At 60.8% G+C, this 12,053-nt stretch carries 19 protein-coding genes; 9 read left to right on the top strand and 10 right to left on the bottom strand.

Translation table 11 applies throughout. From position 1 onward, the window contains the following. Positions 1-2 precede the first annotated feature (2 nt). Genes AC1Q6Z_RS02980 through AC1Q6Z_RS02970 form a run of 3 tightly spaced genes read right to left on the bottom strand, consistent with a single transcriptional unit; the run spans position 3 to position 1,527 of the window. Positions 3-1,112, bottom strand: coding sequence for a ParB/RepB/Spo0J family partition protein (locus AC1Q6Z_RS02980; RefSeq protein ID WP_492646677.1), 1,110 nt, complete (start codon positions 1,110-1,112; stop codon positions 3-5). Then, positions 1,109-1,318 (bottom strand): hypothetical protein, encoded by a 210-nt coding sequence (locus AC1Q6Z_RS02975; protein ID WP_492646676.1) that lies wholly within the window; start codon positions 1,316-1,318, stop codon positions 1,109-1,111. The genes AC1Q6Z_RS02980 and AC1Q6Z_RS02975 overlap by 4 nt, the downstream gene beginning before the upstream one ends. Then, positions 1,315-1,527, bottom strand: coding sequence for a hypothetical protein (locus AC1Q6Z_RS02970; protein WP_492646675.1), 213 nt, complete (start codon positions 1,525-1,527; stop codon positions 1,315-1,317). Before AC1Q6Z_RS02970 ends, AC1Q6Z_RS02975 begins: the two co-directional genes overlap by 4 nt. An 88-nt stretch (positions 1,528-1,615) precedes the next feature. Here AC1Q6Z_RS02970 and AC1Q6Z_RS02965 point away from each other — a divergent pair, with 88 nt between their 5' ends. Both AC1Q6Z_RS02965 and AC1Q6Z_RS02960 read left to right on the top strand, forming a co-directional pair. Further along, positions 1,616-2,224, top strand: coding sequence for a S24 family peptidase (locus AC1Q6Z_RS02965; protein ID WP_492646674.1), 609 nt, complete (start codon positions 1,616-1,618; stop codon positions 2,222-2,224). Between the two features lie 90 nt (positions 2,225-2,314). Next, positions 2,315-2,767: a hypothetical protein gene (locus tag AC1Q6Z_RS02960; RefSeq protein WP_492646673.1), complete on the top strand. Its 453-nt coding sequence runs from the start codon at positions 2,315-2,317 to the stop codon at positions 2,765-2,767. 2 nt (positions 2,768-2,769) lie between these two features. Here AC1Q6Z_RS02960 and AC1Q6Z_RS02955 read toward each other — a convergent pair whose 3' ends face one another. Continuing rightward, positions 2,770-3,249, bottom strand: coding sequence for an Arc family DNA-binding protein (locus AC1Q6Z_RS02955; protein WP_492646672.1), 480 nt, complete (start codon positions 3,247-3,249; stop codon positions 2,770-2,772). A 107-nt stretch (positions 3,250-3,356) separates the two neighbouring features. On the opposite strand from AC1Q6Z_RS02955, the gene AC1Q6Z_RS02950 reads away from it, so the two are divergent. From AC1Q6Z_RS02950 to AC1Q6Z_RS02925, 6 genes are all read left to right on the top strand, one after another. Then, complete coding sequence (locus AC1Q6Z_RS02950; RefSeq protein ID WP_492646671.1) at positions 3,357-3,530, top strand: Arc family DNA-binding protein; 174 nt, start codon at positions 3,357-3,359, stop codon at positions 3,528-3,530. Positions 3,531-3,606: 76 nt separating this feature from the next. Then, complete coding sequence (locus AC1Q6Z_RS02945; RefSeq protein WP_492646670.1) at positions 3,607-4,410, top strand: hypothetical protein; 804 nt, start codon at positions 3,607-3,609, stop codon at positions 4,408-4,410. Next, a complete protein-coding gene (locus AC1Q6Z_RS02940) occupies positions 4,407-4,760 on the top strand; it encodes a hypothetical protein (protein WP_492646669.1) in 354 nt (117 codons plus the stop codon). The genes AC1Q6Z_RS02945 and AC1Q6Z_RS02940 overlap by 4 nt, the downstream gene beginning before the upstream one ends. Beyond that, complete coding sequence (locus AC1Q6Z_RS02935; RefSeq protein ID WP_492646668.1) at positions 4,757-5,050, top strand: hypothetical protein; 294 nt, start codon at positions 4,757-4,759, stop codon at positions 5,048-5,050. The genes AC1Q6Z_RS02940 and AC1Q6Z_RS02935 overlap by 4 nt, the downstream gene beginning before the upstream one ends. Further along, a complete protein-coding gene (locus AC1Q6Z_RS02930) occupies positions 5,047-5,244 on the top strand; it encodes a hypothetical protein (RefSeq protein ID WP_492646667.1) in 198 nt (65 codons plus the stop codon). The genes AC1Q6Z_RS02935 and AC1Q6Z_RS02930 overlap by 4 nt, the downstream gene beginning before the upstream one ends. Continuing rightward, positions 5,241-5,495, top strand: a complete 255-nt coding sequence (locus AC1Q6Z_RS02925; protein WP_492646666.1) for a hypothetical protein — start codon at positions 5,241-5,243, stop codon at positions 5,493-5,495. Before AC1Q6Z_RS02930 ends, AC1Q6Z_RS02925 begins: the two co-directional genes overlap by 4 nt. 2 nt (positions 5,496-5,497) lie before the next feature. On the opposite strand, the gene AC1Q6Z_RS02920 is transcribed toward AC1Q6Z_RS02925, so the two are convergent. The 5 genes from AC1Q6Z_RS02920 to AC1Q6Z_RS02900 form a co-directional block, all read right to left on the bottom strand. Continuing rightward, positions 5,498-6,763, bottom strand: coding sequence for a tyrosine-type recombinase/integrase (locus AC1Q6Z_RS02920; protein WP_492646665.1), 1,266 nt, complete (start codon positions 6,761-6,763; stop codon positions 5,498-5,500). Positions 6,764-6,985: 222 nt separating this feature from the next. Further along, positions 6,986-8,212 carry a GAF domain-containing sensor histidine kinase gene (locus tag AC1Q6Z_RS02915; protein WP_492646664.1) on the bottom strand — a complete coding sequence of 409 codons (1,227 nt, stop codon included), beginning with the start codon at positions 8,210-8,212 and terminating at the stop codon, positions 6,986-6,988. 120 nt (positions 8,213-8,332) lie between these two features. Further along, positions 8,333-8,896: a dual specificity protein phosphatase family protein gene (locus AC1Q6Z_RS02910; protein WP_492646663.1), complete on the bottom strand. Its 564-nt coding sequence runs from the start codon at positions 8,894-8,896 to the stop codon at positions 8,333-8,335. A 75-nt stretch (positions 8,897-8,971) separates the two neighbouring features. Beyond that, on the bottom strand, positions 8,972-9,652 hold the full coding sequence (locus AC1Q6Z_RS02905) for a GNAT family N-acetyltransferase (RefSeq protein ID WP_492646662.1): 681 nt from the start codon (positions 9,650-9,652) through the stop codon (positions 8,972-8,974). Continuing rightward, entirely contained in the window at positions 9,649-10,140 is a 492-nt protein-coding gene (locus AC1Q6Z_RS02900; RefSeq protein WP_492646661.1) for a MarR family winged helix-turn-helix transcriptional regulator, read from the bottom strand. Before AC1Q6Z_RS02900 ends, AC1Q6Z_RS02905 begins: the two co-directional genes overlap by 4 nt. Positions 10,141-10,276: 136 nt before the next feature. On the opposite strand from AC1Q6Z_RS02900, the gene arsC reads away from it, so the two are divergent. Then, entirely contained in the window at positions 10,277-10,699 is a 423-nt protein-coding gene (arsC, locus tag AC1Q6Z_RS02895; protein WP_492646660.1) for an arsenate reductase (glutaredoxin), read from the top strand. On the opposite strand, the gene AC1Q6Z_RS02890 is transcribed toward arsC, so the two are convergent. After that, positions 10,700-11,818 (bottom strand): glycosyltransferase family protein, encoded by a 1,119-nt coding sequence (locus AC1Q6Z_RS02890; protein WP_492646659.1) that lies wholly within the window; start codon positions 11,816-11,818, stop codon positions 10,700-10,702. Positions 11,819-12,053: the final 235 nt, after the last annotated feature.

Here is a 12,053-nt window from a genome sequence, read left to right as displayed (position 1 = left end):
GTTCAATGCCCCCCGCCCTCCGCCCCATTGACCGCGGCAAGGAAAGCCTCGTCGTAGTCGGCGGGAACATCAGCCGGCGCACCGTCCTGGCGCGTATCTCGCCATCCGAGTTCGCGAGCTTGCTTTTCCCAGAACTTCGCCTTGCGCATCCATTCGGCTTTGCCGGCGCTCTCGCTGTAGACCCGCGTTTCGAGGCCGCGGATCACCTCGTCTTTGCCGGCGACGACCTTGTCGAAGCCGCCCTGCTCGAACTGGACTTTCATGTCGCGGAAGGTTTTCAGCTCGGCGACATAACCACGGATATCGCCCTCAAGAGCAGTGACGTGGTCCATGAGCTCGAAGATGCGCTGATCCGGCGTAAGCCCATTGTAGTCGGGCGTGGCGGGCGTAATCGTCCGCACAGCGAGCGGGTCGAAATGCGGTTCGGGGATCTCCTCAGTTTTGAGGGCATCCTTCTCCGCCGTCTTGATCGCCTTCCGATCTTTCAGCGCTTTCACCTGCGCGTCGGCGGTCTTGTGCTTTGCAGCTTCAAGCAGTGCGGTGCGATTGTCATCGAGGCCGACTTCGCGTGCTGCTTCCTTGGCCGCTTCGGAAAGTCCGGCGACTTTCACGGATCGGTGAGCACTGTCCTTGGAAAGGCCAAGCTCGCGAGCCGCTGCGTTCACACCGCCCTCAGGACGCCCGCGATCTATTTTCGTCGCAGGTTGAGACGAAAATCGCTCAGCATTCAACTTCACCCAGAGCGCCACCTGTTCGTCACGCTCCAACGCAGTCAGTTCTGCACGATGCAAGTTCTCGGCAATTTCCAGGAGCTGCGCGTCAATCTCGTCGCCGTCAAATAGAACGAAGCACTCGATTTCACTCCATCCGAGACGCTTGGCCGCCTCCAGACGATGCGCGCCGGCTATGAGCACAACGGCATCAACGAAGTCGCTCTTCGGGAAATGCTCCGGTCGCTCCTCATAATATCGGACGGTTATAGGTGTATTCAGGCCAAGCATGGCCATTGAGAGTTCCAAGCGCCCGACCGCATCCTCCGAGATCGGCCGTAGCCGTCGGTGAACCTCAACGCTGTCAACATCAAAACGAGTGATCTCACGCTTTTGCATCATGCACTCCTCGCCGGCCGGTCGGCGGCGCGCTGGTAATCGTCAGCAGCCTGCTGCAACACGGTCAGGTGATTTCGCTGGATTTCGATTTCGTGGTCGGGCCGCTTCTTCGAGCCGGAAGAGAACGTCGCCAGCCAATCGGCCTTGGACGTGATCATCTTGCCGAGGCCTTCAACCATCTCGACATGGGTCAGGCGTTCGCCGTTCATGCACGCGCCTTCTTGTGCGTTTGGCGGTGGTCTTTCGCGGCCTGCTTCATGTAAGAGCGGACTCGGCCCATCGTTTCGGGCCAACAGCGGCGTCCGGCCCGCAGTTTCTTGACGAACTTTCCGTCGTTCAGGGCCGCGACGCCGAAAGCCGTCTCCTTCATGCCTGTCAGCGCCATGAAGCGGTCGATCTCATCGATGAAATCATTCATGCTCAACCTCAATATGGGAAATAGCCCATTAACCATTAGGCTATTTCCCAGATGACCGCAAGCGCTGAAATGGGCTATAAGCCCCCTCATGGAACAGATTTGGAAAACTCGACTGGCTAAAGCCCTTGAGGATGCTGGTATCAACATGCTCACGGCGTCGCGCCTTGCAGGCAAAGGCGATACCTATGTCCGCGATCTATTGAAGCGTGACAAAGAGCCGACCATTGAGAACTTCATCGCTCTCGCAAAGGTCGTTGGCAAACCTGTCGCCTACCTCATCGGCGAGAAGGATGTCGGCGACGCGATCGTTCCGCTGATGGGCTTCATCGGGGCCGGCGCCGAAATCATGCCGGAGTTCGAGCAAGTTCCACCCGAAGGCCTGGATCAAATCCATGTACCCTTCCTGCTTCCCGCAGACATGATCGCCTTGCAGGTTCGAGGGGATTCTATGCTGCCAGTCTACAAGGACGGCCACATCGTCGTCGTCTACAAGGACCAAAAGCGTCCGACCCACGCATTCTTTGGCGAAGACGCAGCGGTCCGCACAAGCGACGGCAGACGGTTCCTGAAAACCATCGTTCGCGGTGCAGGAAACGCCGTGACATTAATGTCGTTCAACGCCGCGCCAATCGAGAACGTTCAGCTTGATTGGGTAGGTGAAATTTTCGCTACACTTCCGAAGCAGTCCCCCCGCTGAGGAACTCACACAGCAAATATGGGCTATAGGCCATTGACAATATGGTTTATAGCCCATTAATAATCGGGCCAGTGAACGACTGGAGCCGATATGGTCACGCACCCCTCCCCCGTCCAAGCATATATTGACGCGCACCGTTTCACCGTCCTCGTCGACGAAGGGTCCTTCGACGCCAACGGCCTTGCTATCGACGCCTTACTGGCTAAGGCGACTGGCGCAATCGAGCGCGAAGCGTTTCTTGAGTTCGTCTCGGCACCGTGCAGATCGGCGGAAGACGTGCAAGAGAAGGTGGCATACCTCCTCGCCGGCACGGTCGGAGACCGGGACGCGCTTCTCGATTGCCTGCTCGAATACGGCGACGACCTCGGGGAACGATTCCTGCGGTCGCTGCTCATGGAAGAACTTAGGTTTCCCTTTAACCTAAGTGGCGTCGAAACCGGGTCCGTTTGCGACCCGGTTGGCGGGTCCGCTTTGCACCCGCCAATGATTTGCGCGTCGAGCGCTATGCGTGCATACGCACGCGCATGCGAGGGGAAGGCGTGATGTTATGGCACTTCACTCTCAGGCGAACGCGACAAAGCTTGATGCTCATCGATCCTGTCGAGGCCCGACCTGATAAAAAAGTCGGCCGCCGAATCTCTGTTGCCGTGTCGGGTGCTTGCAACGAATTCATCAAGCCGGTTCAGGGTTTCCTTGGGAACCCAAATAAAAGGCTCTTGGCGAAGGGATGCGCCATCGAACGGCGTCAGCCGGTCGGCCAATTCCTCGAGAGCTGCACGAAGATTGTACCTGTCGATCCCTCTCGTCAGGGCTGGGTCAATCGAGAGAATTCCCTTAATATCGTGGATAAGCTCTTCATCGGTCGGCGCTCGTGGAAAGAATTCTTCCAGTGCGGTGATGATCTCTTGGTTCATCGACCGGCCATTCTCCTCCGCAGATGCCTTGATGGTATCGCGGAGACCGTCAGGCATACGCAGCAGGAATTTATCAAGTTCTTCGTTCGGTGTCTTCGGTGGTCTGCCCATGCCCATCTCCATAATATCAATCCGATATAAAATAAATGATATCGGAACGATATAGCCGATTGACGAAACATGATATCGAAGCGATATTAGGGTTAACGGAGGGTTAAATGAAAAAGGAAACGACCGGACTGATGGTTCGCCTGCCGGCAGATGTACGGACCTTTTTGCGGGATCAGGCGGCTCATAACTTAAGTTCCCAGAACAGCGAAATCATACGCGCCGTGCGCGAACGGATGGAACGGGTTCAGCGGGAGGAAATGCCGGCTCCGGCCGGTCAGTAGCAGCAGGCGGGGAGAAGTTTCTGAGGCCGATCCCCGCTCTGCTGAAAGCCCACTCAAACACATAGGGATGCCTGAAATGGACAAGCAGTCCAATAGCACAACTGTGCCCGAAATTTCAACAGCGGAGCACCCGTGGATCAAGGCCCGCCGCTTGTCCAAGGAGCTGTCAGCAGCCCTCAAGGATTGTGACAATGCGGACTGGTATGCCCATGTCCTCCCGGCAGAACTGTCGGCGAACGTCTTTTTCGGTGCCCTTCCAATGGGCCTCAAGTTGGACGAGTTGCCTGTTGATCACGTCAACCGGCTTGCATGGGAGCTTTCCGACGCCCTGAACAATTGGCACGGCGGCGGCTATCAGGCGCTGGTTCTCCCATCGGAAAAGGCAGGGAACACGGTCATGTTCAGCAACATGACCGCTTGGGACCGGCGATCCGGCGAAGCTGCGGAGAGCCCGCAGGATGAACTGCGGCGCTTGTCGTCGCGCGTCATGGAGCTTCTGAAGGCGATCGACCACCGCACCGAAGTCGCAACGCTCACCGCTGTAGGGAGCGGCCTCACGCTGATGACCGGTTTCAATCTGCCGGTCCCTGGGTTCGATGAAATCGAAACCCTTTTTCAGCTCTGGAAGGACGCTGAAGCGCGAGAGGACGCTGCCGATACTGACGAAGACGCGGACAAGATCCACGTCGAATACAACGCCTTGCAAAATACGTTGGTCGAGCGCGTCCCGACGACAGCGCGCGAACTGGCAATGATCCTCGTCGCGGGCACAGATCGGTGGGCCTCAGTTCCAAGTTCAGAACTGATGGATGCAGTTCGAGTGTTGGCCGGCGACCTTATTCTCCCTGTCGATGTAGTCGATGGGAGGGCAACAGCATGAAAACGACCCGTCGCACCTTACTTGGCTGGATTGCCGCTACGGGATCTAGCGGCGCAATCGCTGCAGACGCGCCCCGTGAGCCGAGCGTCGATGCGTTTCTCGCCGTGGCGATGCCTGCCGAAAAAGCTCGTTACCACGCCAACGCTTTGGCCGAGGTTATGGCCGAAATGCACCCGGATTATTCTTGGCGTAGCGAGATCGACCACACGCACCATTTCGTGCTCACAGTCGGCGATCCGACTAACCGCAAGTCTCCCCGTGTTGCCAAGGTCCATGTCGATGACGGGCCGCTGCTCACCGATGATGTGACCGGCACGACGGCCTTCGCGAATTGGGAGGCGGGAAGATGAGAAGTCTCGCCATCGAAAACTTCCGCCGCGCCGAGCTGGAGCGCTGGATAGACGCCGCGATCGATCTACTGAACACCATGGACGGGGACGCTGACGTCGAGGAAGGCGGCGATGCCGACTGGTCCGGCTACGCTGAGGAACTTCCGACACGCCGTTCGTCGGGCGATGGCGTTCCTATAGCGCTGCGTATGATCGCGGCCTCTCCCGCGGCATCCAAGAAGGCTGATGAATATGCCGACAGCCCGCGGCTACCGCTGATCTACGATTTCCGGAGAGGTGCCGGCCGATGACCAAGACCGCGGCAACCAAGCTCGAAGATGCGTTCGGAGCAGTCCGAAGCTACCTCCACGCGATCCGCCTTGCCGCCGCCGGCATGCAAAACCAACGCGACATGTGCGCCTTCGGCCTGCTGGTCGAGCGCGCCGAGAACGAAATCAACACAGCACAGGCGGTCGCGGACACGCTGCTGGAGGATCGCCGATGAAACTCGTTACCGACAACACGACCACGTCACCGACGCGCCCCCGTCTCCGTCGCGCGGATGTTCCGGCTTACCTGCTGGAACACCACGGCTTGGAGATCGCCTATTCCACGCTGGAGAAGATGGCCACCAACGGCGGCGGCCCTCCGATGCAGTACAATGGACGCATCCCCCTGTATCCCGTCGACGGGCTCGATGCCTGGGTGGAGCAGCGGCTTTCGCGGCCGGTTCGCTCCACCTCCGAACAGCGTTGAAATCAGGCCCGGCGCGGGAGCTTCTTTACCTCCGCCGGGTCCGTCGTCATCATCTTCCAGACATGACTTGAAACCTTGTCGGCCGCGGCAACCAGAACGCTGTCGAGGTGATGGACATACCGTTGCGTGACATTGCCGGCGGAGTGGCCCAACAGCGCAGCGATGGTGATCTCGGTGAAGCCGAGGTCGCCGGCCACGCTGGCATAGGAATGCCGCAAGGTGTGCGAAGTCACGCCTTTCAGCCCTGCCCGCTTTGTCAGCCTGCCGATTGCATCGTCGAGCGCCGTGTAAAAACCTTCATCGCTTCGCGGGCCGGGCAGCACGTATTTGTTGTCGGCCTCCCGCTTCGCAGTGGCCAGCACATCGAATACGGCCCGGCCGATCGGGCGGGTTGACGCGCCGGTCTTGGAGTCGTCGAGCCGGATGCAGTTCCCGTCGTCATCGACCTCCGACCACATCAGGCCGGCAATCTCGCTCAGCCGGAAGCCCGTCAAGAGGAACAGCTTCGTTCCGACAATACCCTGCCAGATTTCGTCGTCCGCTTCCTCCAGGGCCTTGCCGAGCGCGCGGTACTCTTTCGGATCCAGCCGACGGTTCCGCTTGCCCACCGCGGGCTTCTTGATGCCGCGCAGCGGATTGTAGGCGATAACACCCTCTGAAACAGCGAACGTGAACATGCCGCTCAGCAGCGTGAGAGCCTGGGACGCGGTTCCGGCACCGCCCCGCACATTGGCCCGGCCGCGCAGCTTTTCCGTCTTTTCGACGATCGCCGTCTTCCCAGCCGTGATGTCGCGCATCATCTTGGTGCCTTCGGCGGCCGTAAAGTCCTTCACGATCCTCTTCCCGACGAGCGGCACGATATGCCGCTTGGCCCGGCCCCGATCGACGTAGATGGTGTGGTCCTTCTTCGGCATGTTCCGCTTGCCGAGGATGAGGCCCTTTTCAGCAGCGGCGAAGTAGTCGTCCACAAGCTCCTCGATCGTCAGAGACTTCCGGCGGGTGGCGCGATCCAGTTGCGGGTCGTCGCCGCGCGCGACGTCACCGAGGACGCCCTTCGCTTCTCGGCGCGCCTCCTCTACCGTCAGCGGACCATGCACGCCAATTTTGAAGCGGCGCGTCTGGCCACCGGCGCGGTACTGCGCGACGTAGGTCTTTCGACCGGAGGGCCATACTCGAATTCCGAACCCCGGCAGCTCGTCGTCCCATTCGAAATAGTCCTTGTCCCGGGGCTCAAAACCATCAACCAGTCTCTTCGTTAATTTGGCCATTCCAACACTCAAGCCCATTTTTACAGGAAGCAAATAGGAAGCAACAGGAAGCAGATTACGGGAAATTTGAGGAAGGACCGTTGGACTTCCCGGCAGTTGCTACTCCTTGATATCGGTAGCAAAATCTGGTTCAGTCTGGCAACAGGAAGCAGCCGGAAACAGCCGAGAATTGTATTCCGATTCCAAAGGTCACAGGTTCGAATCCTGTCGGGTGCGCCAATCTTATTTGCCCGGGACAAAACCGGGCACTGTCAGCGTGAAGCGTGTGCGCTCATCGTCCGACACGACGGTCAATGTTCCCCCGTGCGCCTTGGCTATCTCCGAGGCGATGAACAGGCCGAGCCCTAAGCCCTGAAGACTATCGCGTACTTTGCCCCTTCGAAACGGCTGGAAAAGTTGCTCCAGGGTTTCGGGCGGGATTTTTGTGCCGCCGTTTTCGACTACCAGCGTGAAACCGGCCGGATTGGTTGTCACTTCAACGCGGACGGGGCTGTCTTCCGAGCCGTGCGCGATCGCGTTTCCGAGAAGGTTCGAGAAGAGCTGCCCGAGACGGGCGTGATCGCCATGAACGTCATGGGCGAGCGCAAGACTGATTTCGATCTGTCGATGCGGAAAAGCGGCTTTGATCTCGTCCATAACGGTAACGAGCATCGGCTCCAGCGATTTGGTCGTTGTGGTCAACGTCAAACCGCCACCGAGGCGGCCCCGTGCGAAATCCATGACATTGTCGATGAGCCCCGCCATTCGCTGAACGCTGGCGGCCATCTTCTGCAGGACCGATCTCGACTGATCATCGTCGATCCTGCGCAAGAGGAAGTTCGTCCCTCCGCTGATTGCGGCCAGTGGATTGCGAAGGTCGTGGCCAAGAACGGCGATGAACTGTTCGCGGAGTTCCGAGGCAGCTTGCGCATCCAGCAATTTGCCCTGAAACGCGGCAAGTCTCTCATTCTCAAGGACGAGACTTTCTCGCGAGGCAATGAGGGCAGACCGGGCATCGACATGCACGGCGATCAGTTCGGCGAACAGCTTGAACATGCCGATGGTTTCCGGCGTGTTCAAGCGCATGGGTCGCGGATCGATGGCGCATAGCGTACCGAAAAAACTTCCATCCGCTAGAATGATCGGCATCGATATATAGCTTTGGAAGCCATACAGCGCCGGCGTATGATGGCTGGAAAACGTTTTGTCTTCAGACACGTGGTCGATGATCACGGCCTGCCGGCTATCGCGGATTTCGTTGCATATCGTGGTTTCGATGCGCAGCTCGCCGCCGGATTTCAAGCCAAAATCGATATTGTCCAGGACCTCGCAGGCGATCCATCGATCTTCGGTCACCCGTGCCACGGCCGCGAAGCCCATCCCTGTGACCTTGCAAACCACATCCAGGATCGATGGCACCGCCGGAATTTGGCGAACCATCTCGACATCACCCTCGTAATTCTGACCCATCAACCCAAAACACTCGGTACGTTATTGCTTGAAAGCACATTATCAAATGCCGCCCCTCCGTGCGAGGAACATCATGGGCTGATCTCGTTCGAAGCCTCGCGTGCTCACGTTATCAATAGGCTAGCTGGCTGAACCTGCCGCCCGTTCAAGATCTTCCCAGCTTTCATCCATCGCATAGGTCGGCGACAAAAATGGGACACCGATGTGACCGTAGCGGAGAGAGAGCTGGCGCTCGGCGGTTTCCTCGTCGATCTTTGCGATGCGGGCGAGGTAGATGACGGAAGCCAGGCCCGTGCGGTCGGCGCCGGAGCGACAATGGATCAGGATGGGGCGTGGGGCGTCGCGCAGGACAGTGAGGAGTTTTGCGGCGGTCGCGGAGTCGAGGCGGCGGTCGGCCTGCAGGGGGAAATCGATGAGGTTCAGGCCGAGGCTCGTGGCTGCCGCGGCCTCGTCCTTGTACCACCTGGCCGTTTCATGGCGGCCGCGGAGGTTGATGATGGTGCGGATGTTGTAGCGGGCGGCGTAGGTCGTGATGTCGGCGCTGGTGGGCTGGTTAGAACGGTAGACTTCACCGGGGACGACCGTGGCGAAATTGCCGGTCAGCTGGATGAAGGTGAGATATAGGCCGAGCGCGGCGGCTGCGGTGCCGAGAAAGAGGCCCGCCCTTTTCAAATGTCGGTTCATGAGGTCCTGTCCTGCCAATCGTGACGGCAGGATCACGCAAGCGGCTGACAGGGCGCTGAACGTTACAAGGAAGGCTCAGACGGGTTTGCGCAGGGCGGCGACATGCATCGGGCTGCGCAGCGTGAAACCGATCGCCTCGTAGAGGCTTATGGCGGCAGCGTTGCCGGCATAGGCGTGCAGGTACGGCTGGTCGCCGGCCTGCGTGATTTGGGCGGCGACATGCAGGGATAGCCGCCGGGCATAGCCTTTGCCCCGGTGATCCGGGTGGGTGCAGACGCCGCTGAGCTCGGTGAAACCGGGCTGCTTCATGCGCTCGCCGGCCATGGCGACGAGGGTCCTGCCCTCCCGCACACCCCAGAATCGGCCGAGCGCCTGGGACTTCAGCGAAAACGGGCCGGGCTTCGTCAGCGTCGCCAGCGCCAGCATGTCTTCGGCGTCGCTTTCGTTGAGCGGCACAATGGCCTCGTCCGGGGTAGCGGTCGGCACGTTCCGGGCGATCATCTGGACCGCGGGCGCGGCTGTCAGTACTTCGAAACCGGCCGGCGGCACGATGGGGTCGGCCATCAGGAAAATGAGCGTCTCGCCCGGTAGCGTCAGCGCCGCCAGATCCGCCAGCGCCTGCGGGTCATCAGATTCAGTCGCGGCGAGCGGCAGGATACCGGGCCGGTAGCGACGGGCGAGGCCTGCGCCCTCGCCGAGCTCTCTATGGCGGGTGGCGAGCGCGCTCCAGATCGGTCTGTCGAGCAGGGCTTTCATGATGGGCGTCCTTCGTTTTCAAGCGCGTGGCGATGGAGGGGTTTTTCCTGGAGCGCATCCTCCAGCCGGTCGAGCTGGGCGATGAAGTTGCCTTCGAGCCCGTCGCAGATGTCGCGCACCGCCGCCTCGATGGCCGGCCAGATGTCCTGTTTCGAACGGTCGATGAGCGCCTGGCCCTTCTGCGTCAGCGAGAGGCGCCGGATGCGCTGGTCATCCTTCTCCTTGCGCGCGGTGAGGTATCCTGCTTCGGCCAGCAGGCCCGCCGCCCGCGTCACGCCCGGCTGCGTGACGCCGAGCGCTTCGGCCAGCTCGCCGATCGAAAGGGGGCCGAGCCGGTCGATGGCAGCAAGGAGCGGGTATTGACCTGCCTGCAAGGGCACGTCCAGCCGCTCCATGATGCGCTGCGTATCCGACTGCACCTGCTCGCCGATGCGCTTGAGCCGGCTGCCGAGGCAGAGGTAGCCGAGGGCGCGAACGATATCTTCCATACCATATCCATTTCAAGTTATATAACGCGTTATATTTTTATCTGGAGATGGCGTCAAGGGCTCAGGCAGGCTTGACGATCGGCCGGCATCGCGTAAGCCATCCCCGTACGAACGCCGCTCTCGAAAGGCCGGAACCATGGACGCGATCATCTACCACAATGCGAAATGCGGCACCTCGCGCAACACGCTCGCCCTCATCCGCAATGCCGGTATCGAGCCGACGGTCATCGACTATCTCGCCACGCCACCCTCGAAAGACGATCTGAAGGCGATGATCGCGGCGGCGGGGCTCAGCGTGCGTGCAGCACTTCGCGAGAAGGACACGCCCTATACGACGCTCGGTCTCGACAATCCGTCGCTTTCCGACGACGCCCTGCTCGACCACATGCTTGCCGAGCCGATCCTGATCAACCGGCCCTTCGTGAAGACGCCGCTCGGCACGCGGCTCTGCCGGCCGTCCGAGCTGGTGCTCGACATCCTGCCGGATACGCACAAGGGCGCCTTCGCGAAGGAGGATGGCGAGAAGGTGATCGGCGAGGACGGCAAGCGCCTCGCCTGATTAGCCGTCCAACGGCGCCCGCCTCGCCGCAAGACCCAGGGCGGCACGCAGCGTCGCCTCGCTCTGCCGGGCGAAGCGGTTTGCGGCGAGACGCCCGCGGGCCTCGTCGCGCGGCGGCAGCGGCCCGGCAAGCCGTTCCGCTACACCATCCGCCGTTGCGGGCACATGCGTGAGGTTCTCGACAATACAGAGGCGATGCGCGAGCGACCCCTGCCGCACGACGACGGGTATGCCGAGCTGGGCTGCCCGCCCGAGCACGCCGGAAGCATGGTCGCCGACCGGCGGATAGAGACACCAGACCGCATCGCTCGCCGCATAGGCGCCGAGCAGTTCGGCATCCGAGACCGCGCGATCGACCGTGACGCCACCCGCCTCGCAGAAGGCCGCGGCATAGTCGGCGACATCAGACGCGAGCTTTCCGCATGCGATGAACTGGAAGCGCGTGCGCAGGCTGGCAATCCGGGCGTAGATATCGGCAAAGAGATCGAAACCCTTGTGCGGGCTCTGCGTGCCGATCGCCGTCAGCACCAGCCGGTCGCCCGGCCGCCGCTCGCTGCGCAGCAGCTCCACCGCCTCGCGCTCCGCATCCGTCAGGTCCCAGAGCTGGAAATCGTAGATCCAGCCTTTGGCGATGGCGGAAGACGCCGGCAGCACGCTGAAGGGCAGGATGGTCAGCGTCTCGATGGCGTGAAAGCGTTTCAGCCAGCCGAGCACCCGTCGTTTCCACCGGTAGCGTCGGCGTGGCGACACGGTGATGGGCATCGGCCGGAGCAGCAGGCCCGCCGTGCGCCGCCCGGTGAGCGCCCGCAGCAGGCTGACCGCCACATAGAGCAGGAAGACCTCCTCCACCATCAGGAACAGCACGGGCGCGCGGGAAAACACGAGCGCGCGCAGACCCGCCCGGCGGGCGCCGAACAGACGTTCCAGATGACGCAAATAGGCGGGACGGCGGCCACACTCCCGCCGCGAATAAAGCAGCGGCGCGTCGGGACGGATCGTCCCCTTTGCCTTGCGTGTCCGCCACAGCCATCGGCCTGCCGATGTGCCACGATGGTCCGGCCGCAGGTCCGATCGCGCAGATGGACCCGTTGCAGCCGGCAGCTCCGAGCCCGCCTGCATGATATTCCCCCGAAAATGGTCGCCAAACGCCTTCCGGGCCGTCCCTGCGCGGAAGGAAGGGGGCGGTGCGCCAGGTTCGCGTCCTTGGCCCACCACCCATTTAACGTCAATCTTTCGCGGATGTTTTTCACCCGCGAAATACAACCTTATCGCTAATATTTAGACTTTAACTTGCTATTATCAAAATTCAAGGCGGATTATACAACCTCCGCTAATTGTCCGGATGTGCCATTCT

Source organism: Shinella sp. GW835-FHT14H05, from assembly GCF_058793575.1.
This window is presented reverse-complemented; position numbering and strand designations above follow the sequence as displayed.

Coding starts and splice junctions, on each gene's coding strand:
- AC1Q6Z_RS02905 (WP_492646662.1), bottom strand. CDS start 9,652: ATGAAAGCCCTGCTCGACAGACCGATCTGGAGCGCGCTCGCCACCCGC.
- AC1Q6Z_RS02955 (WP_492646672.1), bottom strand. CDS start 3,249: ATGGGCAGACCACCGAAGACACCGAACGAAGAACTTGATAAATTCCTG.
- AC1Q6Z_RS02890 (WP_492646659.1), bottom strand. CDS start 11,818: ATGCAGGCGGGCTCGGAGCTGCCGGCTGCAACGGGTCCATCTGCGCGA.
- AC1Q6Z_RS02920 (WP_492646665.1), bottom strand. CDS start 6,763: ATGGCCAAATTAACGAAGAGACTGGTTGATGGTTTTGAGCCCCGGGAC.
- AC1Q6Z_RS02940 (WP_492646669.1), top strand. CDS start 4,407: ATGAAAACGACCCGTCGCACCTTACTTGGCTGGATTGCCGCTACGGGA.
- AC1Q6Z_RS02950 (WP_492646671.1), top strand. CDS start 3,357: ATGAAAAAGGAAACGACCGGACTGATGGTTCGCCTGCCGGCAGATGTA.
- arsC (WP_492646660.1), top strand. CDS start 10,277: ATGGACGCGATCATCTACCACAATGCGAAATGCGGCACCTCGCGCAAC.
- AC1Q6Z_RS02935 (WP_492646668.1), top strand. CDS start 4,757: ATGAGAAGTCTCGCCATCGAAAACTTCCGCCGCGCCGAGCTGGAGCGC.
- AC1Q6Z_RS02900 (WP_492646661.1), bottom strand. CDS start 10,140: ATGGAAGATATCGTTCGCGCCCTCGGCTACCTCTGCCTCGGCAGCCGG.
- AC1Q6Z_RS02945 (WP_492646670.1), top strand. CDS start 3,607: ATGGACAAGCAGTCCAATAGCACAACTGTGCCCGAAATTTCAACAGCG.
- AC1Q6Z_RS02930 (WP_492646667.1), top strand. CDS start 5,047: ATGACCAAGACCGCGGCAACCAAGCTCGAAGATGCGTTCGGAGCAGTC.
- AC1Q6Z_RS02910 (WP_492646663.1), bottom strand. CDS start 8,896: ATGAACCGACATTTGAAAAGGGCGGGCCTCTTTCTCGGCACCGCAGCC.
- AC1Q6Z_RS02915 (WP_492646664.1), bottom strand. CDS start 8,212: ATGGGTCAGAATTACGAGGGTGATGTCGAGATGGTTCGCCAAATTCCG.
- AC1Q6Z_RS02960 (WP_492646673.1), top strand. CDS start 2,315: ATGGTCACGCACCCCTCCCCCGTCCAAGCATATATTGACGCGCACCGT.
- AC1Q6Z_RS02925 (WP_492646666.1), top strand. CDS start 5,241: ATGAAACTCGTTACCGACAACACGACCACGTCACCGACGCGCCCCCGT.
- AC1Q6Z_RS02975 (WP_492646676.1), bottom strand. CDS start 1,318: ATGAACGGCGAACGCCTGACCCATGTCGAGATGGTTGAAGGCCTCGGC.
- AC1Q6Z_RS02980 (WP_492646677.1), bottom strand. CDS start 1,112: ATGATGCAAAAGCGTGAGATCACTCGTTTTGATGTTGACAGCGTTGAG.
- AC1Q6Z_RS02970 (WP_492646675.1), bottom strand. CDS start 1,527: ATGAATGATTTCATCGATGAGATCGACCGCTTCATGGCGCTGACAGGC.
- AC1Q6Z_RS02965 (WP_492646674.1), top strand. CDS start 1,616: ATGGAACAGATTTGGAAAACTCGACTGGCTAAAGCCCTTGAGGATGCT.